The organism is Streptomyces sp. NPDC043870 (assembly GCF_056435785.1).
In genome coordinates this window covers 20,413-38,581 of the sequence record NZ_JBWKDT010000037.1, presented here as the reverse complement: position 1 = coordinate 38,581, position 18,169 = coordinate 20,413, and the positions used below count along the sequence as shown (strand labels likewise).

Below are 18,169 nucleotides of genomic sequence, written 5' to 3'. Positions count from 1 at the left end.
GTCGGGAGGATGACGAGGAGACGGTGGCGGTTCCCGTCGACGGTGCTTCTCTCGTGAGCGGTGGTTCCCGTCAGCGCGAGGGGGACGCCGAGGTGGGCGGTGTGGGCGGCAGGTCGTAGACGTTGCCGGGGGTCACGACGGTGGTGATGGCCTTGGCGAAGAGCGTGCTGTTCTCGTTGCCCTGGTAAGGGATGTCCGTGTTGCTGAGGACGACCAGAGTCGCGTTCGCCGATGGCAGGTAGACCGTCACGGACTGGTAGCCGGGCAGAGAACCGTTGTGCCCGATCCAGCCGTGGTTGGTGAAGATGCCGAGGCCGTATCCGGTCCCGGGATAGCCGGTGGGCAGCGTCCGCAGTCGCCGTGCCTGGGTGGCGGGCTGGAGCAGGGTGCCCGTCGCGACGATGCGCGCCCATGCGCGGAGGTCGGCCAGGTCCGAGATCATCGCTCCGGCGGCCCAGCCCCATGACGGGTTCCAGTCCGTCGCATCCGCGACTTCGCCGTTCAGCGTCTGGTTGGTGTAGCCGTGTGCGTGCGGATCCGGGAACTCGGCCCCGGTGGGGAAGAGCGTGTGGTCCAGGTGACTCGGTTGCAGCACCTGCTGCTTGATGTAGTCGGCGAGGGGCCGGCCGCTCGCCTTCTCCACCACCAGGCCGAGCAGGATCAGGTTCGTGTTGGAGTACTCGAACTTCTTCCCCGGCTCGGCACTCGGCGGATGTCTGAAGGCGTAGTCGAGCAATTGCCGCGGCGTGAACGGCCGGTTGGGGTCGGAAAGGAAAGCCTTGTCGAAATCGGGGTCCTCGCTGTAGGAGAACAGCCCACTGCGCATCTCGGCCAGCTGGCGCAGGGTGATCCGGTCGCCGCCCGGGACGTCCTGCACGTACTTCGACACCGGGTCGTCGAGACCGGCCTTCCCCTCGTCCACCAACCGCAAGAGGGCGGTCACGGTGAACGTCTTCGTCTCGCTGCCGATCCGCATGCGCAGCCCGTCCGACATGGCGGCGCCGCTGCTCTTGTCCGCGACGCCGAACGCACGGACGTAGCTGCCCTTTCCCTTGATCCACAGCCCCACGATGACGCCGGGCACACCCGCCTGGCGCATCGTCCGGGTGACGGCCTTGTCGAGCTGCGCCGACACGGCCGGAGTCAGTGCGCGGACCGAAGCACCGGGAGAGGGCGTCGGAGCCGCCGCGGCCGGCGGGGCCGTCGTGGAGGTGCCGGCGCACGCCGTGACGGCCAGCAGCCCCGCGGCAGCGAGTGCAGCCGCCGCGATCCGGCCGGGGGCCCTGGCCGCGAACAGGCGCCGCACACGCATGCAGAAGATCCCCAATGCCATGCCAAATGCCATCCCAGGTGCCGGCGCAGGTGCCGTCTCAGGTGCCATCCCAGGTGTCTCTTTCGGCCGTGAGGTCGGGCGACGGCGCGCAAGCACCCGGAAGGGCGCCGAGAGGAGACGCGTGCCGAGCACAACGTACGTCGCGGTCATGCATCCGACGGCGAGACCCGGCCCGGCACTGACCCGTTCGGCAGCGTGGCAGCGTGGCCGGAACGAGGCGCACGCCTCCGCCGGCCTTACGTGGACCACCTGACGAAAGGACATGGTTCGGGACGGCCGCCGGCCGGCGTTGCGCCGTTCGCCCCGCCCGGTCCCGTGCTCAGCCCGCGCCCCGCACCAGGAGGAGCAGCGCGTCCGCGAGGTCCTCCGCCGGGGAGCCCGTGGCCAGGCGACGCAGCTGGAGGCCGGTGACCAGGGCGACGGTGGTCGCAGCGAGGCGTTCGGCATCGGGAACGCCGAGAGCCGTGAGGATCTGGGCGGCGAGGCGGTCGTAGGCGGTGAAGCACTCGGCGGCGGCTTCGCGCAGCCGCTCGTCGCGGCCCGCCTGGATGTACAGCTCGAACGGCGCGATGTGCTCGCTGTCGAAGACGGTGCCGTCCGCGACCTGTCCGGCCAGGGCCGCCGCGCCGTCGAGATCGACACCGTCGGCCTCGCCGGCGTCGGCGAGTGCCGTGAGGCGCCGGGTCTCCTCGCGGACGAAGTGCAGCAGCGACTCACGCAGCAGCTCGTGCTGGCTGGTGAAGTGGTACGTGACCGAACCGAGCGATACGCCGGCCTCCTTGGCGATCCGCCGGTTGGTGACCGCGGCGATGCCGTCCTGGCCGATGATGCGCAGGACGGCACCGATGATGCGCCGGCGCGTCGGAGGTATGGACGGGACGGCTGGCGCGGCGGGCTCGCTGGACATGCGCGTCATTGTTCCACCGGCGCACTCCAGGTGATCAAGGGGTCGGGGTGGCGCTCGTACCAGCGGCGCTCGTCCTCCAGCTGGGCGGCCAGCGAGATGAGCCGCTCCTCCCCGCCCGCGGGACCGAGCAGCTGGGCGCCGACGGGCAGGCCCTCGGTGGTGAATCCGGCGGGGACGTTGACCCCGGGCCAGCCGAGGACGTTCCACGGCCAGGCGTAGGGACAGGCCGCGGCCATCGTCGCGTTGGTGCGCCAGGTGCTGAGCCCGTCGAAGGTGCCGACCCGCGGCGGGGGCGCCGCGGTGGTCGGGGTGAGGATGACGTCGTACGTGTCGAACAGGGCGCCGATGCGGCGGTGCTGGCGGACCTCGCGGGCGCGGGCGGCGCGCACGATCCGGCCGCCGAGCAGCTTGCCGTTGCGCAGGGCGGTGCGGGTGCGCGGATCGAGCAGGTCCGGCTCGGGGTGCAGGGCGGCGATTTCGGCGACGCCCGCCGTGCCGCGGGGGACGAAGCCGATGCCGATCAGCCCGTAGCGGGGGCGGGCTTCTTCGACATGGTGGCCGAGTCGGGCGAGGGCCTCGGCGAGCTCGGTCACGGCGCGGCGGACCTCGGGGTGGGGCTTGGCGCCGGTGAGGGTGAGCGGGGGGCGCCAGGCGAGGGCGATCCGCAGCCGGCCCGGGTCGCGGCGGGCGGCGGCCGAGGCGTCGATGGCCTCCGGCCGGTGCAGATCCTCCGGGTGCGGGCCCTGGACGACGTCGAGCAGCAGCGCCGCGTCGGCGACGGTGCGCGCCAGCGGGCCGTTGACGGCGAGGCCCTGGAAGGCGTCGGTGTGCGGAAAGAGCGAGACCCGGCCGCGCTGCGGCTTGATGCCGACGAGATGGGTCCAGGCGGCGGGGATCCGGATGGAGCCCGCACCGTCCGAGCCGAGGGCGGCGGGGACGAGTCCGGCGGCGACGGCGGCCGCGGAGCCGCCGGAGGACCCGCCCGGAGTGTGGTCCGTGGACCACGGGTTGCGGGTGGCGCCGAAGGCGGGGCCCTCGGTGAACGGCCACTGGCCCAGCTCGCAGGAGTTGGTCTTGCCGACGATGACGGCACCGGCCGCCCGCAGTCGCCGTACGGCTTCGCCGTCGGCGGTCGCCGGCGCGATCTCGCCGCGGCAGCCGAACAAGGTCGGCAGCCCTGCCACATCGGTGTCGTCCTTGACGGCGAGCGGGACGCCGAGCAGGGGCAGCCTCTCCCCCGCCGCGAGCCGCCGGTCGGCGTTCTCAGCCTCGGCGAGCGCCTCCTGCGCCCGTACGTGCCGGAAGGCGTTGAGGGTGGGCTGGCTCGCCTCGATGCGTTCGAGCGAGGCCTGCACCAGCTCCACCGCTGTGACCTGGCCTTCGGTCAACTTCCGTGCTTGTTCGGCAAGTCCTGAGAAATCTGCTGTGGACATGGCCACCTTCGGCTCCCTATCGTTCGTTCGAACGAACAGAACTGGAGGGTAACCAGATGCGCATCACCGGATCAACCGTTCTGCTCACGGGTGTCACCGGCGGTATAGGCGCCGCGCTGGCGGCCGAACTCGCCGCGCGCGGCGCGCGGTTGATCCTCACGGGCCGCCGCGCCGACGCCCTCGAACCTCTCGTGAAGGCGTTCGACGCCCGCGGAATCGTCGCCGATCTGGCTGACCCCGACGATGTCGAACGGCTCGCCCGCGAAGCGGCGGGTACCGAGATCCTCATCGCCAACGCCGCCCTGCCGTCCAGCGGCGAGCTTCTCGACTACACCCCCGACCAGATCGACCGGGCCCTCGCGGTCAACCTCCGTGCTCCGGCGATGCTGGCCCGCCTCCTCGCCCCGGCGATGGTCGAGGCTCGCCGGGGCCATCTGGCGTTCGTCGGCTCGATGTCGGGCAAGACGGCGACCAAGAGCTCCGCCCTCTACAACGCCACCAAGTTCGGTCTGCGGGGCTTCGCGCTCGCGCTGCGTCAGGACCTCCACGAGCACGGTGTCGGGGTCTCCCTCATCCAGCCCGGCTTCGTGCGCGACGCGGGCATGTTCGCGGCGACCGGCGCCGAGGCACCGGCCGGACTGCGTACGGTCTCGCCGCGCCAGGTCGTCGCCGGTGTCGTCCGCTCCATCGAACAGGACCGGGCCGAAGTGAATGTCGCCCCGGTCGAGATGAAGGTCCTCACCGCGATCGGCGGCCAGTTCCCGGGCTTCTCCGAACGTGTCCAGCGGCGCGCGAGCGGCGCGGACCGCACCATCCGCCGGATCGTGGAGGCGCAGCGCGACAGCCGCTGACCGCCTCGTCCGCGGGGCGGGCGGGAGTGTCAGTGGCCGCTGTTACGGTCGGCCGCATATTCGCAGTACGGGAATTCACAGGGGACTTCGAGACGCATCCGGCGGGTCGACGGCGCGTCCTGCCACGGCGACCCGGACCGGCTGCGGGAGCGGCTGGTCCGGGCGCCTGAGCCGGTTGCTCAGCGGTGCCGGGCCCGGTGAGGCAGCATCAGCAGGGTGTACAGGAGCATCGCGGCCGCGAGCCCCACCGCCCAGCCGTAGTTCGCGAGGGGCTTGAGGACGGGGATGAGTCCTTCCTCGGGGAAGGGTCCCTTGCCGGGCGCGGAGTGGGAGCCGCCGATCGCCAGTACGCCGCCCACCGCGAACGAGCAGACGGCTCGCCAGTTCCAGCCTGCGGCGTACCAGTAGCGCCCGTGCGGCCGGTAGAGATCCGCCAGGGCGAGGCGGGTGCGGCGGATGATCCAGTAGTCGGCGATGAGGATGCCCGCGACCGTGCCGAGCAGACCGCCGACCAGTCCGAGCCAGGTGAAGATGTACAGCTCGGGGGTCTCGGTCAGCTTCCACGGCATGATGAGGACGCCGACGACTCCCGTGATCAGTGCACCGGTGCGGAAGTTGATGAAACGCGGCGCGAGATTCGCCAGGTCGTACGCGGGTGACACGACGTTCGCCGCGATGTTCACCGAGATCGTCGCGATCAGCACCGTCACCAGGGCGAACAGCAGCCCGAAGACGTTGTCGGCCTTGGCGGCGAGCTGGACCGGGTCCCAGACCGGCGCGCCGTACACGGCCTGGGAGCCGGAGGTGACGAACACGGACAGCAGCGCGAACAGCGTCATCGTCGTCGGGAGCCCCAGCGTCTGGCCCCAGACCTGGGCGCGCTGTCCGGAGCCGAAGCGGGTGAAGTCCGGGATGTTCAGGGACAGGGTGGACCAGAAAGCGATCATTCCCATGAGGGAGGGGAAGAAGACGGGCCAGAAGTCCTCGCCCCAGCCGAGCTTGGAGGGCTGGTCCAGCAGCGGACCGAAGCCACCCGCCTTGATCGCGATCCACACCAGCAGCACCAGCGCGCCGACGATGACGAACGGCGCCGCCCAGTTCTCGAACCGGCGCAGGGTCTCCATGCCCCGGTAGATGATGGCCAGTTCGATCGCCCAGAAGACGATGAAGCAGAGCCACAGGGTCCAGGGCTGGCCGGCGATCTCGGCGGCCTTCGTCCAGCCGCCGAAGATCGTGCCGAGCAGAACGAAGATGCCCTGGCCGCCGATCCAGGTCTGGATGCCGAACCAGGCGCAGGCCACCGCCGCCCTGATGAGTGCCGGGAGGTTGGCACCGCGCAGTCCGAACGAGGCGCGCGCGAGCACCGGGAAGGGAATGCCGTACTTGGGCCCGGCATGCCCGGTGAGCAGCATCGGGAACAGCACGATCACATTGGCCAGCGCGATCGTGAAGACGGCCTGTTTCCAGTCCATGCCGAGCGCGACGAGCCCGGAGGCGAGCAGCCAGGACGGGATGTTGTGGGCCATGCCGACCCACAGCGCGGCGAAGTTGTATGTCGTCCAGTGGCGGCGGACGACCGGTACGGGCAGCAGATCGCCGTTGACGAAGCGGCCTTCGTCGGGGACCGCGCCGGGCGCGAGCTCCACCCGGCCCTGTGCGTCGATCATCTGGTCGGAGTCGGACGGGGCCGGGGGAACGGTCGCGGTCATGGCCTTGGCCCTTCAGCAGTGGCGGGTGCCCTTCAGCGGTTGAACGCAGGGATGACCTCGGCGCCGTACGCGTCGATCGTCGCTTCCTTCGCGTCGTGCATGTTGTAGACGGCGAACTGGTCCACGCCCAGCTCGCGCAGCGCCGTCAGCTTCTCGATGTGCGCGGACGCCGGGCCGAGCAGGCAGAACCTGTCCACGATCTCGTCGGGCACGAAGTCCGTGGACGGATTGCCGGCCCGGCCGTGATGGCTGTAGTCGTAGCCGTGCCGCTCCTTGATGTACGCGGTCAGCGCCTCCGGCACCATGTCCGAGTGCTCGCCGTAGCGGGACACCAGGTCGGCGACATGGTTGCCGACCATTCCGCCGAACCAGCGGCACTGGTCGCGTGCGTGCGCCAGGTCGTCGCCGACGTAGGCGGGCGCGGCGACGCAGATCGTGATCGCGTCCGGGTCGCGTCCTGCGTCGGCGGCCGCGGCACGCACCGCCTTCACCATCCATTCGGTGAGGTACAGGTCGGCGAGCTGCAGGATGAAGCCGTCGGCCTGCTGTCCGGCGAGCGCGAGCGCCTTCGGTCCGTACGCCGCCATCCACACGGGCAGTTTCCCGTTCCGGACCCAGGGGATCCGCAGCGGCTGTCCGTCGACGACGGCCTGCCGGCCTTCGGCGAGATCGCGGATGACGCCGATCGCCTCACCGAGACGCGCCAGGGTGTTGGGTTTGCGGCCGGCGACCCGCATCGCGGAGTCGCCTCGTCCGATGCCGCAGACGGTGCGGTTGCCGTACATGTCGTTGAGGGTGGCGAAGGTGGAGGCGGTGACCTCCCACGTCCGGGTCCCGGGGTTGGTGACCATGGGGCCGACGTGCATCTTCTGCGTGTGTTCCAGGATCTGGCTGTAGATGACGAACGGCTCCTGCCAGAGCACCGCGGAGTCGAAGGTCCAGCCGTAGCGGAAGCCGTTGCGTTCCGCACGCCGCATGAGGCCGACGACCGCCGAGGCGGGCGGATCGGTCTGCAGCACGAGTCCGAAGTCCACCGGGGGCCTCCTAGTTCAGGTACTGACAGGTGGAGCGGGGGGTGTACACGCCGTGGCCGGCCCGGCCGGTGAACTCCCGCTGGTCGATGACGACTTCGCCGCGCGAGAGGACGGTCTCGACCTGTCCGGTGATCCGTTTGCCCTCGTAGGCCGAGTAGTCCACGTTCATGTGGTGGGTCTCGGCCGACAGGGTCTGCTCGGCGTGCGGGTCGTATACGACGACGTCGGCGTCGGCTCCCGGCGCGATGGTGCCCTTCTTCGGGTAGAGACCGAACATCCGGGCGGGCGTGGCGCAGGCGATCTCGATCCAGCGGCGCCGGGTGAGATGTCCGTCGAGGACCGCCTGGTGCAGGAGGTCCATCCGGTTCTCCACGCCCGGCAGCCCGTTAGGGATCTTGGAGAAGTCGCCGCGGCCGAGGTCCTTCTGGCCCGTGAAGCAGAACGGGCAGTGGTCGGTGGAGACGACCTGGAGATCGTTGGTGCGCAGCCCCCGCCACAGTGCGGCCTGGTGCTCCTTCGGCCGCAGCGGGGTGCTGCAGACGTACTTCGCGCCCTCGAAGCCGGGCTCGGCGAGGTTGTCGGTGGAGAGGAACAGATACTGCGGGCAGGTCTCGCCGAAGACGGGAAGTCCCTTGTCGCGGGCGGCGACAAGCTCGGCGACCGCCTCGTCGGCGGAGACATGGACGACGTACAGGGGCGCTCCGGCGACCCGGGCGAGCTGGATCGCGCGGTGCGTGGCCTCGGCCTCCAGCAGCACCTTGCGGACCTCCCCGTGGTAGCGGGGGTCGGTCTCGCCGCGCGCCAGGGCCTGTTCGACGAGCACGTCGATCGCGATGCCGTTCTCGGCGTGCATCATGATGAGCCCGCCGTTGGAGGCGCCGCGCTGCATGGCCCGCAGGATCTGTCCGTCGTCGCTGTAGAAGACGCCGGGGTAGGCCATGAAGAGCTTGAAGGAGGTAACGCCCTCCTCGACGAGGAGGTCCATCTCCTTGAGCGTCGACTCGTTGACGTCGGAGAGGATCATGTGGAAGGCGTAGTCGACGGCGCAGTTGCCGTCGGCCTTCGCGTACCAGGCGTCCAGCCCTTCGCGCAGTGCGTGGCCCATCGACTGGACGGCGAAGTCCACGATGGTGGTGGTGCCGCCCCAGGCGGCGGCGCGGGTGCCGGTCTCGAAGGTGTCGGAGGCGAAGGTCCCGCCGAACGGCAGCTCCATGTGGGTGTGTGCGTCGACTCCGCCCGGGATGACGTACTTTCCGGTGGCGTCGATGGTGCGGTCGGCGGTCCAGCTCGCGGCCGCGGTGGAGCCGTGCGCGGCCAGGGCGGCGATCCTGCCGTCCTCGATCAGTACGTCGGCGTGCGTCTCGTCGGCGGCGGTGATGACGAGTCCGCCGCGGATCAGGGTGCGGTTGGTCATGGTTTCCCCTCGCGTGAACTAGAGGTCGCGCAGGGCCCGTTCGAGGATCGCGGCGCCTTCCTCGGCCTCGGCGACGGTGAGCGACAGCGGTGGTGCGATCCGCAGCACGCTGGTGTCGTGTGCGCCGCCCTTGCCGATGAGCAGTCCGTCCTCGCGGGCCGCTTCGAGGACGGCCGCGGCGGCTTCCGGTGACGCCTCGTCCGTGCCGGGCCTGACCAGTTCGATGCCGATCATCAGTCCGCGGCCGCGCACTTCACGGACGGCGGGCACGGCGGCGGCGATGGCGCGCAGCCGCTCGATCAGCAGTCCGCCGACGCGGCGCGCGTTGCCCTGCAGATCGTGTTCCAGCAGGTACGAGAGGTTCGCCAGGCCGGCGGCCATGGTGACGGGCGAGCCGCCGAAGGTGGAGATCGAGTTGGCGTCGAGGCAGTTCATCACCTCGGCACGGCCGACGACGCCACCGACGGACATGCCGTTCCCGATGCCCTTGGCGAAGGTGAGAAGGTCCGGCGGGCCGTTCTCGGCGTGGGCCTGCCAGCCCCAGAAGTGGTCGCCGCTCCTGCCCCAGCCGGTCTGCACCTCGTCGGAGATCCACAGGATGCCGTGCCGGTCCAGGACCTCGCGGAACACGGCGTACAGCCCGTCGGGCGGGGAGGTGAAGCCGCCGACACCCTGGACGGGCTCGGCGATCAGCGCGGCGACGTCGTGCGTGTGGCCGAGCAGATCCTCCAGGTCGGCGACACAGGCCTCGATGAACTGGGCGTCCGACAGCCGGGCGTACGGTCCCCGGGTGCGGACGCCGCCGTGCACGTACAGCGTCTGCACCGGGGAGAGGCCGGTGGGCGACCAGGAGCGGTTGCCGGTGATGGAGACGGCCGAGAAAGAACGGCCATGGTAGCTGTTGCGCATCGCGAGGATCTGGCCGGACCTGCGGTACGCGGTGGCCAGCAGCAGGGCCGTGTCGTTGGCCTCGGTGCCGGAGGTGGTGAAGAAGACGCGGGCGTCGGGGATGCCGGAGAGGGCGGCGATGCGCTCCGCGAGTTCGACCATGGGCCGGTTGAGGTACAGGGTCGAGGAGTGGATGATCCGCCCGGCCTGCTCGCTCACCGCCTTGGTGACCTCGGGGAGGGCGTGGGCGGTCATGGTGGTGAGGATGCCGCCGAAGAAGTCGAGGTAGCGGTTGCCGGCCGTGTCCCAGACGTACCGGCCCTCGCCGTGGCTGATCTCGATGGGCTGCCGGTAGTAGAGGGCGACCCAGTCGGGGATGACGGCCCGGTGCCGGCCGTACAACGCCTGGCGGGCATCAGGTGGGGGCAGAGGCGTCATGGCCGCACCAGCCCCTCGTAGGCGTCGGGCCTGCGGTCCCGGTAGAACGCCCACTGCTGGCGGACCTGCTCGATGAGGCCGAAGTCCAGGTCCCTGACGATCAGTTCTTCCTGTTTGTCGCTGGCGACGTCGCCGACGAACTGGCCGCGCGGGTCGACGAAGTAGCTCGTGCCGTAGAAGTCGTTGTCGCCGTACTCCTCCTGGCCGACGCGGTTGATGGCGGCGATGAAGTACTCGTTGGCGACGGCGGCGGCGGGCTGCTCCAGCTGCCAGAGGTAGGACGAGAGACCGCGTGAGGTGGCCGACGGGTTGTACACCAACTGGGCGCCGTTGAGGCCGAGCTGGCGCCAGCCCTCGGGGAAGTGCCGGTCGTAGCAGATGTAGACACCGACCTTGCCGACGGCGGTGTCGAAGACGGGCCAGCCGGCATTGCCCGGCTTGAAGTAGTACTTCTCCCAGAATCCCTTGACCTGCGGGATGTGGTGCTTGCGGTACTTGCCGAGGTAGGTGCCGTCGGCGTCGATCACCGCGGCGGTGTTGTAGTAGAAGCCCGTGCCCTCGATCTCGAAGACGGGGACGACGATCACCATGCCCGTCTCCCGGGCGAGGTCCCGCATCCGCAGGACCGTGGGGCCGTCCGGGACGGGCTCGGCCCAGCGGTAGTGCTCCGGTTCCTGCACCTGGCAGAAGTACGGCGCGTTGAAGACCTCCTGGAATCCGATGACCTTGGCGCCCTGCCGAGCCGCCTCGCGGGCGTGCTCCTCGTGTTTGGCAATCATGGATTCGGTGTCGCCGGTCCAGGTCGCCTGGACGAGTGCGGCGCGTACGACATTGGTCATGAGCTGCTCCTTCGACAAGACGTCAGAGCCTCTACGCACGTAGACGCGGTACGTAGGAGGAGAACGTAAGCCCCGTCACACACGGGGGCAAGACCATCGTCGTCAACCCGCAGTGTCGATCATGTTTCGCACTCAAGCGGTCGACATACAAGCGTATACCGTATGTTTTCAGGCGATGATGAGTCCCGCGACACGCAGGGCGTGTACGAGATCGCGCTCGTGGTCGGGGGACACCCCGCGGGCCGCGACGAGCAGTTGCGGCACGAGTCCGCGGGGGTCGGGAGCGGCGAGCTGTGCGGCGTCCTCCGGGCTACGGGCCCGGACGAAGGCGGCGAGCAGGGCGTCCGCCTCGCTGCGGTCGCCGGCCTCGGCGAGCAGGAGCACGGCGTCGGCGATCTCGGCGGCGGGGCGGGCGACGCCCTGGCGCAGCAGATGCCCGCAGTCCTCGGCCCTCCCGGCCGCGGCGAGCGCCCCGGCGGCGGCGGCGAGCTGCGCGGGCGGCAGCGACGCGGCCTCCCAGAGCAGCGTGGCCCAGTCCGCTCCGAGTCCCGCGCGGTACAGCTCCGCCGCCAGCACCGGCAGCCGGGCGGCGGGGCCCATGGCGGCCTCGCACAGCACGGCGTGCGCCTCACCGCCGCGCCCCTCGGCGCGCAGCTGCACGAGAGCGGCGACGGTCCGGCCGGCGGCGCGCCGCGCCTCGGCGTCCGCGTCCGCGCCTGGGCCCGGCCCCGCGCCCTGGTGCCCGCGTGCGACGCGCTGGGGCGGCACCTCCTTCCGGTCCTCGCCTCCGCCGAACCGCGCCCCCCGCGGCCGCTCTTCGGCAACGGGCAGCACGGGGACGCCGACGGCGTCGCCCTCGCCTGCGTCGCTGTTCCCGTCCAGCCACGCATACCGGGCCCCTCGCGGGCGCCGCTTCCCCCCGAGCCACCTCCGCGCCCCACCGCGGCCGCCGTCCGACGGGCCGTCCGCGGCGTCGGGGGGTCCGGCGTCGGGGGTTCCGGCGTCGCGCACCGCCGGAGCGTCTTCGTCGCCGCCGCCCGGCCGGAACCACGAGTCGGGCAGTGACCCGGGCAACGCCGATGCCGGCTGCGCGCCAGGCCCCGCTCCTGCGTGGCCGCCCGGGGTGTGCGGTGCCCCGTCGGCCCACTCCGGCGCCGTGGCAGCGGGCGCCAGGGCCGCGAGGCGGGCGGACAGTTCCGCGCAGCGAGCCGTCGCACGGGTGTGGTCGTCGTTGGTCCAGGACAGGTCGTGGGCGAGGCGCTGGTACTCGGAGGTGCCCTCGGGAAGGGCGGCCAGTCGGCGCAGGAGCTCCTGACCGCGGTCCGCCGCGTGCAGTTGTTCACGGAGCATCCCCTCGAGGCGCTCCTGAAGGGCCTCCCGGCCGCCCCCGCGGCGGTCGTGCGCGGCGGCCGCGGCGGTGTGCAGCGCCCGGGCGCGCACGGTCTCGCCGTCGTCGCCCGCGAGGTCGTGGAGCAGCGACTCCACCACGTCCCACGGAGGGAGCTCGGCGCCGTCGAGGCAGGCGAGCAGCCCGTCGGGGTCGCGCTGCCAGAACACCCCGTACCAGCCGCTCCCCCGGTCGAGCCGCTCCGTCAGCTCTCTCAGGTACTGCGCGAACACCCCTGCTTCCACGGGGAGTTGATGCACCATGACGTCTGCCCGCCCTCCGCCTACGGTCCGTAGGCATTCGACCTCAGTCGTGTTACGGCTCGGCTACGCGTAGTTTTCGTCGGCGGGGCGGACAGCTCAAAACGACCCGAGCGTCACTGCGATGCCGGTGTGCGGGCGCTTGCCGAGCCGTACGGCGGCGGCCGGCAGGTCGACGAGCCAGAACTGCCAGGTGTACTTGCCGGCGAGGGCCTTCCTGACCCGCTTCATGTCGGCGTCGCCCAGCAGCCGCGCCGTGCCCTGCGCGGACGGCGCACCCTCCACGACCCGGCCTCGCACGTCACACGCGCTCACGGTGACGCGGCTGTCCCTGCGCAGCCGCTTCACTTTCCATGAGTCGGAGCGGGTCCAGACGTACAGCTCACCGCCCTCGACGGCGAACCACACGGGTGTCGCGACGCCCGTTCCGTCCTTGCGGAAAGTGGTGAGGCTGATGTACTTCGCACGGTTGAGCTCCTGGAGGTCCACGGCGCGAGACTACGCCCCGCCGCGCCGCACCGGCAGGCCTCGGCCGTCTCGGCCACCTGGGCCCGTAATCAGGCGCCGCCGGCGTCGGGCGGTCCGAGCAGTGAGCGGCCGAGCAGTGAGCGGTCCGAGGAGTGAGCAGCCGAGCGGGGGGCGTTCGTATGCGACGCGTGGCGGTTTCTCGTCGCACGCGGTCCTCGTGAGCTCCCGCACGCGGAATCCGGCGATCGCGCCGCCGGCCGAGGCCGGGTCGCCGCGCCACAGCCGGGTACAGCCGGCGGTCGCCGCGCAGGACGACCTCTACGCGGGCACGAGCGCGCAGCGGGCGACGAGCTCGTCCATGGACAGGCCCAGCGTCCCGGCGAGGGCCGCGACGGTGAAGAAGGCGGGGGTCGGGGCGCGGCCGGTCTCGATCTTGCGCAGGGTCTCGGCGGAGAGTCCGGCGGCCGCCGCGACGTCCACCATGCTCCGCGAGCCGCGCGCCTCACGGAGCAGCCGGCCGAGCCGCTCGCCTCGTTCGCGCTCTTCGGGGGTCAGGGGGGTGCGCACCATGGCGTCATTCTAATACCGCCTCAACCGGTATAGTAATTGGCATGGTGGAGATCAAGACAGACGCATCCGTGGACGCCATGCGAGCGGCCGGCCGGGTCGTCGCCCAGGCGCTGGCCGCGGTACGGGACAAGGCCGCCGTGGGCGTCACGCTCCGGGCCCTGGACGAAGCCGCCCGCGCGGTGCTGCGCGAGGCGGGTGCGGGCTCGCCCTTCCTGAACTACCGGCCCGACTGGGCCCCCACGCCCTTCCCCGCCGTCATCTGCGCCTCCGTCAACGACGCGATCGTGCACGGCGTCCCGGGCGGCTACCGGCTCCGCGACGGCGACCTCGTGAGCATCGACTGCGGCGCCGTGCTGGACGGCTGGGTCGGCGACTCGGCCATCAGCTTCACCGTCGGCCGCCCCCGCCCCGCGGACGTACGACTCATCGACACCGCGTACGAGGCCCTGGAGGCGGGCATCGCGGCGGCGGTCGTCGGCAACCGCATCGGGGACATCTCCCATGCGATCGGCCGCGTGTGCCGCGCCGCTGGTTACGGGATTCTGTCCGGCTACGGCGGCCATGGCGTGGGCCGCACGATGCACGAGGATCCGGGCGTGCCGAACGAGGGCCGCCCGGGCCGCGGAATGCCGCTGCGCCACGGGATGGTGCTCGCCATCGAGCCGATGCTGATCGGGGGCGGCGGCGACGGCCACCGCACCGACCGCGACGGCTGGACGCTCCGTACGTCGGACGGCTCCCGTGCGTCGCACGCCGAGCACACGGTGGCGATCACGGACGACGGCCCGCGGATCCTCACCGCCCTCTGACCGCGCCTGCCAGGGCCGGACGCCGCCGGGCGGACGGGACTTCGAAGACAGGGCCTACGGGCGGATGCCGTCGCACACGATGTTCAGGTGGCGGGGGCCGCGCAGCACCGCGTTCTGCCGGTACTCCGGTGGATCCTCGACCAGACGGGGGTTGTCGAGCCTGCGCGCCAGCTCGCTCAGCGCGAGCTGCGCCTCCAGCCGGGCCAGCGGCGCGCCGAAGCAGCTGTGGATACCGCTGCCGAAGCCGAGATGCTGGATGTCCTTCCGGTCCGGGTCGAACCGTTCGGGGTCGTTGAACCGCTGCGGGTCGCGGTTGCCCGAAGCCACGACGAGCCAGAGCGAGGCGCCCTTCGGGATGGTGACGCCGCAGACCTCGATGTCCGTGAGGGTGGTGCGGTTCGGCACCAGCTGTACGGGCGGTTCGTAGCGCAGCAGCTCCTCCACGATGGGGACGGCCAGCCCCGGGTCGTCCCGCAGCCGCTGGAGCACCTCCGGGTGGCGCAGCAGGGTGAGCATGCCGTTGGTGATCAGGTTGACCGTCGTCTCGTGGCCGGCGATCAGCAGCAGGGCCGCGGTGCTGAGCACCTCCATCATCGTCATTGTTCCGTCCGGTCCGTGGGTGCCGGTCGCCAGCTCGGAGAGCATGTCGTGGCCGGGATTCTTGCGGCGCTCCTCGATCAGCCCGGCCAGGTACATGCCCAGCTGCGTGCGGGCCTCGTGGGCGATCCGGTTCCGCTCGGTCGGGTCCTGCCCAGGCGTGGGATCCAGGCTGGCGGCGAGGGTGTCGGCCCAGGTGTGGAAGCGCGACTCGTCCTCTCGTGGCACACCGAGCAGCCGGCAGATCACGGTCACGGGGAAGGGGTAGGAGAACTGCTCGACCAGATCGATGCGCCCCGGGTCGCCGATGCCGTCGATGAGGCCGGAGACGATCCCGGCGAGTTCGCCGCGCATCTCGTGGATGCGACGCGGCGAGTGCGGCGGCCCGAACGAGCGGTTCGTCATGCGCCGCAGCCGGTCGTGCTCCGGAGGGTCGAGCCGGATGAAGCTCGGCGGCAGGGCCGACTCCTCCTCCTGCGGGGTCAGGTCGTTGGGGGCCGGCGAGGCCAGATTGCGCGCGTCGGAACTGACCCGCGGATCGTGGAGCAGACTCCGGATCTCGTAGTAGGTGCTCACGACGTACGCACCGTCGCCCTCGTCGACCACCGGCGTCTTGCGGAGCTCCGAGTACAGGGGATACGGGTTCGAACGGTTCTTGTAGTCGATGATCTGCCGCAGGAGCGTGGCTTGGGTCATGACGAGTCCTCGTGGTCGCTCGCGGGTCAGTGCCGGCCGGGGGTGAAGGTGATCCGCCGGTCGGTCGGCGAGTAGCCGCTGACGGTGACGGTCGGACCGTGCGTGGGAATGGAGGGGTCGGGGAAATCGGCCGGCTGCGGACGCTTGCCCTCGGTCCGGCGGTCCACGGTGGGGAACGGCGGCGGGAACGGCGCGGTCCGCTCGATCAGTTCCTCGTAGAACTGCAGCCACCGCGTCTGGTCGAAGGTGACGGCGCCGATGACGCGGTCCTGGTATCCGTACACGCCGACGAATCTGTGCTCCGCGAGCGAGCCCTGCGCGATGAGGATCTCCTCGCCCATGGACGGCACACCGACCGATTTGATGTTCACCCCGAACTGGGTGGACCAGAAGGCGGGCACCCACATGTGCGGGCGTCGGTCGACGCTGTCGCTGACCATGTTGTGCGCCGCTGTCTCGGCCTGGGCGACGGCATTGCCCCAGTGCTCCAGGGACAGGAACTGATAGCCGAAGAGCGGGTGCGGGGAGCGTGCGACATCACCGGCCACGAAGATGTCGTCCGTGACGATGCCGCGGATGTCGAAGGCGCGGCAGCCCGCGTCGCAGGCGATTCCGCGAGGGCCGGCGCCGAGTCCGGAGCCGGCGAGCCATTCGGTGTTGCGGGTCGCGCCGAGCGAGACGACGACGACATCGGTCTCCACGGTGGAACCGTCGGAGAGGTGGGCCGCTCGCACCCGTCCCGCCGCGTCGCCCTCCAGGGCGGTGACCATGACACCGCAGCGCAGGTCCACTCCGTTCTCGCGCTGCAGCTCGGCGGCGACCTCGCCGACGACGCCGCCGAGCGCGCCGACGAGAGGCGCGGCTCCGCGTTCGGCGACGGTGACGGGCAGGCCGCGCTCACGGCAGGCGGAGGCGATCTCCGAACCGGTGAAGCCGGCGCCGATCACGAACACCCGGCGGGGTCCTGCCGCGAGCCGTCGGTGCAGCGCGGCCGCGTCGTCGCGGGTACGAAGGACGAAGACGCCGTCGAGCCCGGCTTCCATCTCCTTCGGCCACGGGCGCGCGCGTACGCCGGTGGCGATGAGCAGCCGGTCGTACTTCACTTCGTCGCCGTCGGCCAGCCGCACCCGCTTGGACGTCATGTCCAGCCCGGCGGCGGGGACGCCGAGCCGCCAGTGCGCGTCCAGTTTCCGGCGCCGGGGCAGGGCGGTCTGTTCGGGGGTCGCCACGTCCAGTAGGACCTGCTTGGACAGCGGGGGCCGGTCGTAGGGCTCGTACGGCTCGTCGCCGATCAGTGTGAGCGAACCGGCGAAGCCCTCGTCCCGCAGGGTTTCCCCGGCACGGAGTCCGGCGAGGGAAGCGCCGACGATCACGATGCGCCCTTCGCGCTTGAGCCATGCCAGGAATCCGTCACTGTGCATGTGACGCCTCCTCCGCCGGCGTGTCCCCGTCGAGCTTGTCGACGCGAATGGCCTGGACCGGGCACGCGGCGACGGCTTGTTCGACGTGCTCCTGCTGTTCCTCGTCTGCGTGCGGGTTGTAGAGCAGCGCCTCTTCGCCGTGCATGGCGAACACGTCGGGAGCGAGGAACGCGCACTGCGCGTATCCCTGGCATCGGTTGAGATCGACGACAAGCCTCACCGGGATCCGTCCTTCCTGGACTGGTCTTTCCTCGACATCAGCATGAGATTGGGGGCGTGTCCCCGCTCGCCGTGGCGGGCCGGAGGAGTGACGGTCACGGAACACCGACGGGGGCGGGCCGGGACCGCAGCCCGGTCCGGAGAATGTGGACACTGATGATCAGGGCCCAGAACGGGAAGACCAGTTCGGACCAGGGGAGGCCCGGCGCCGCGAGGAGCAGCGTCAGACCGCAGAGATAACCCAGGATCGTGAGCGGGCGCGGAAGGGCGCCGAGGCGACGCCCCATGGCCGAGGCCGTGAAGATGAACACCGCTGCCATCCGCATCGCATAGGTCGTCATCAGGGTGTACGCGAAGTCCCGTCCGAACCCCACATGCGGTGGGTTCGGCCCCGTGGTGGCGGTTCCTGTGGCCAGCGCACTGCCGGCGGCAGCGGCGGCGACGAAGAGTGTGGCCACGAAGATCAGGCCACTGCCCAGGAACGCGGTGGCGATGAATCTGTCCTCCACGTCTCCGACTCGCGCGCGCACGGCGCCGATGAACCAGAGGAAGGAGATGCCGGCGAACGGGACGAGCCCGAGCGCCGTGTGCACCGCCTTGCGGCTCGACGCGTCGTCGAACGCACCGGCGTCGGCCTGTTCGGCCCCTTCGGGAAACGCCAGCCGGACCAGCACGATCGCCGCCGCGAGCAGCAGAGCGAAGATGATCCCGGCCAGGCCCGCAGCCCGGGGCGTCACCAGCCGCTGTTCGTTCGGGTCCACGGGGCCGCTCGCTTTCTCCCCCCTCACCAGCAAGCGGCTTCGCCCCAGGCGGCGCCACCGGGACCGCCCGTGCGGGTGACGGCGCAGCGGGCCGGAACCGGTGTCCGACCGGTCCGGCCCGCGGTGCCTTTCCCG

The 18,169-nt window shown here is 71.1% G+C and carries 17 protein-coding genes; 2 read left to right on the top strand and 15 right to left on the bottom strand.

From position 1 onward, the window contains the following. Positions 1-70: 70 nt before the first annotated feature. The 3 genes from AC0699_RS31770 to AC0699_RS31760 all read right to left on the bottom strand — a co-directional run bounded on the left by AC0699_RS31770 (position 71) and on the right by AC0699_RS31760 (position 3,673). Positions 71-1,312, bottom strand: a complete 1,242-nt coding sequence (locus tag AC0699_RS31770; protein WP_478667345.1) for a serine hydrolase domain-containing protein — start codon at positions 1,310-1,312, stop codon at positions 71-73. 340 nt (positions 1,313-1,652) lie between these two features. Further along, positions 1,653-2,249, bottom strand: a complete 597-nt coding sequence (locus tag AC0699_RS31765) for a TetR/AcrR family transcriptional regulator (RefSeq protein WP_478667343.1) — start codon at positions 2,247-2,249, stop codon at positions 1,653-1,655. Next, on the bottom strand, positions 2,246-3,673 hold the full coding sequence (locus AC0699_RS31760) for an amidase (protein ID WP_478667341.1): 1,428 nt from the start codon (positions 3,671-3,673) through the stop codon (positions 2,246-2,248). The genes AC0699_RS31765 and AC0699_RS31760 overlap by 4 nt, the downstream gene beginning before the upstream one ends. 56 nt (positions 3,674-3,729) lie before the next feature. Here AC0699_RS31760 and AC0699_RS31755 point away from each other — a divergent pair, with 56 nt between their 5' ends. Beyond that, entirely contained in the window at positions 3,730-4,524 is a 795-nt protein-coding gene (locus tag AC0699_RS31755) for an SDR family NAD(P)-dependent oxidoreductase (protein WP_478667339.1), read from the top strand. 179 nt (positions 4,525-4,703) lie between these two features. Here AC0699_RS31755 and AC0699_RS31750 read toward each other — a convergent pair whose 3' ends face one another. From AC0699_RS31750 to AC0699_RS31715, 8 genes are all read right to left on the bottom strand, one after another. Beyond that, positions 4,704-6,233, bottom strand: a complete 1,530-nt coding sequence (locus tag AC0699_RS31750; RefSeq protein ID WP_478667337.1) for an NCS1 family nucleobase:cation symporter-1 — start codon at positions 6,231-6,233, stop codon at positions 4,704-4,706. A gap of 32 nt (positions 6,234-6,265) precedes the next feature. Continuing rightward, positions 6,266-7,267: a TIGR03842 family LLM class F420-dependent oxidoreductase gene (locus AC0699_RS31745; protein WP_478667335.1), complete on the bottom strand. Its 1,002-nt coding sequence runs from the start codon at positions 7,265-7,267 to the stop codon at positions 6,266-6,268. A gap of 10 nt (positions 7,268-7,277) precedes the next feature. Continuing rightward, positions 7,278-8,681 (bottom strand): dihydropyrimidinase, encoded by a 1,404-nt coding sequence (gene hydA, locus AC0699_RS31740; RefSeq protein ID WP_478667333.1) that lies wholly within the window; start codon positions 8,679-8,681, stop codon positions 7,278-7,280. 18 nt (positions 8,682-8,699) lie between these two features. Next, positions 8,700-10,007, bottom strand: coding sequence for an aspartate aminotransferase family protein (locus AC0699_RS31735; RefSeq protein WP_478667331.1), 1,308 nt, complete (start codon positions 10,005-10,007; stop codon positions 8,700-8,702). Further along, entirely contained in the window at positions 10,004-10,846 is an 843-nt protein-coding gene (locus AC0699_RS31730) for a nitrilase-related carbon-nitrogen hydrolase (protein WP_453663788.1), read from the bottom strand. Before AC0699_RS31730 ends, AC0699_RS31735 begins: the two co-directional genes overlap by 4 nt. Before the next feature lie 168 nt (positions 10,847-11,014). Continuing rightward, positions 11,015-12,496, bottom strand: coding sequence for a UL36 very large tegument protein (locus AC0699_RS31725; RefSeq protein WP_478667329.1), 1,482 nt, complete (start codon positions 12,494-12,496; stop codon positions 11,015-11,017). 96 nt (positions 12,497-12,592) lie between these two features. Next, positions 12,593-12,982 carry a PPOX class F420-dependent oxidoreductase gene (locus tag AC0699_RS31720; protein ID WP_478667327.1) on the bottom strand — a complete coding sequence of 130 codons (390 nt, stop codon included), beginning with the start codon at positions 12,980-12,982 and terminating at the stop codon, positions 12,593-12,595. A 297-nt stretch (positions 12,983-13,279) separates the two neighbouring features. Continuing rightward, on the bottom strand, positions 13,280-13,531 hold the full coding sequence (locus tag AC0699_RS31715) for a helix-turn-helix domain-containing protein (protein WP_478667325.1): 252 nt from the start codon (positions 13,529-13,531) through the stop codon (positions 13,280-13,282). 41 nt (positions 13,532-13,572) lie between these two features. Here AC0699_RS31715 and map point away from each other — a divergent pair, with 41 nt between their 5' ends. Next, entirely contained in the window at positions 13,573-14,340 is a 768-nt protein-coding gene (map, locus tag AC0699_RS31710; RefSeq protein WP_478667323.1) for a type I methionyl aminopeptidase, read from the top strand. Between the two features lie 54 nt (positions 14,341-14,394). Here the strand turns inward: map and AC0699_RS31705 are convergent, their stop codons facing one another. From AC0699_RS31705 to AC0699_RS31690, 4 genes are all read right to left on the bottom strand, one after another. After that, positions 14,395-15,633, bottom strand: a complete 1,239-nt coding sequence (locus AC0699_RS31705; protein WP_478667321.1) for a cytochrome P450 — start codon at positions 15,631-15,633, stop codon at positions 14,395-14,397. A gap of 26 nt (positions 15,634-15,659) precedes the next feature. Beyond that, the gene (locus tag AC0699_RS31700; RefSeq protein WP_478667320.1) at positions 15,660-17,054 is read right to left on the bottom strand and encodes an NAD(P)/FAD-dependent oxidoreductase; all 1,395 of its coding nucleotides are present in this window, start codon (positions 17,052-17,054) and stop codon (positions 15,660-15,662) included. Beyond that, on the bottom strand, positions 17,044-17,274 hold the full coding sequence (locus AC0699_RS31695) for a ferredoxin (RefSeq protein ID WP_478667318.1): 231 nt from the start codon (positions 17,272-17,274) through the stop codon (positions 17,044-17,046). The genes AC0699_RS31700 and AC0699_RS31695 overlap by 11 nt, the downstream gene beginning before the upstream one ends. Before the next feature lie 94 nt (positions 17,275-17,368). Beyond that, on the bottom strand, positions 17,369-18,034 hold the full coding sequence (locus AC0699_RS31690) for a hypothetical protein (RefSeq protein ID WP_478667316.1): 666 nt from the start codon (positions 18,032-18,034) through the stop codon (positions 17,369-17,371). Positions 18,035-18,169: the final 135 nt, after the last annotated feature.

Coding starts and splice junctions, on each gene's coding strand:
- AC0699_RS31770 (WP_478667345.1), bottom strand. CDS start 1,312: ATGCGTGTGCGGCGCCTGTTCGCGGCCAGGGCCCCCGGCCGGATCGCG.
- AC0699_RS31730 (WP_453663788.1), bottom strand. CDS start 10,846: ATGACCAATGTCGTACGCGCCGCACTCGTCCAGGCGACCTGGACCGGC.
- hydA (WP_478667333.1), bottom strand. CDS start 8,681: ATGACCAACCGCACCCTGATCCGCGGCGGACTCGTCATCACCGCCGCC.
- AC0699_RS31755 (WP_478667339.1), top strand. CDS start 3,730: ATGCGCATCACCGGATCAACCGTTCTGCTCACGGGTGTCACCGGCGGT.
- AC0699_RS31700 (WP_478667320.1), bottom strand. CDS start 17,054: ATGCACAGTGACGGATTCCTGGCATGGCTCAAGCGCGAAGGGCGCATC.
- AC0699_RS31735 (WP_478667331.1), bottom strand. CDS start 10,007: ATGACGCCTCTGCCCCCACCTGATGCCCGCCAGGCGTTGTACGGCCGG.
- AC0699_RS31715 (WP_478667325.1), bottom strand. CDS start 13,531: ATGGTGCGCACCCCCCTGACCCCCGAAGAGCGCGAACGAGGCGAGCGG.
- AC0699_RS31705 (WP_478667321.1), bottom strand. CDS start 15,633: ATGACCCAAGCCACGCTCCTGCGGCAGATCATCGACTACAAGAACCGT.
- AC0699_RS31765 (WP_478667343.1), bottom strand. CDS start 2,249: ATGACGCGCATGTCCAGCGAGCCCGCCGCGCCAGCCGTCCCGTCCATA.
- AC0699_RS31750 (WP_478667337.1), bottom strand. CDS start 6,233: ATGACCGCGACCGTTCCCCCGGCCCCGTCCGACTCCGACCAGATGATC.
- AC0699_RS31725 (WP_478667329.1), bottom strand. CDS start 12,496: ATGGTGCATCAACTCCCCGTGGAAGCAGGGGTGTTCGCGCAGTACCTG.
- map (WP_478667323.1), top strand. CDS start 13,573: ATGGTGGAGATCAAGACAGACGCATCCGTGGACGCCATGCGAGCGGCC.
- AC0699_RS31760 (WP_478667341.1), bottom strand. CDS start 3,673: ATGTCCACAGCAGATTTCTCAGGACTTGCCGAACAAGCACGGAAGTTG.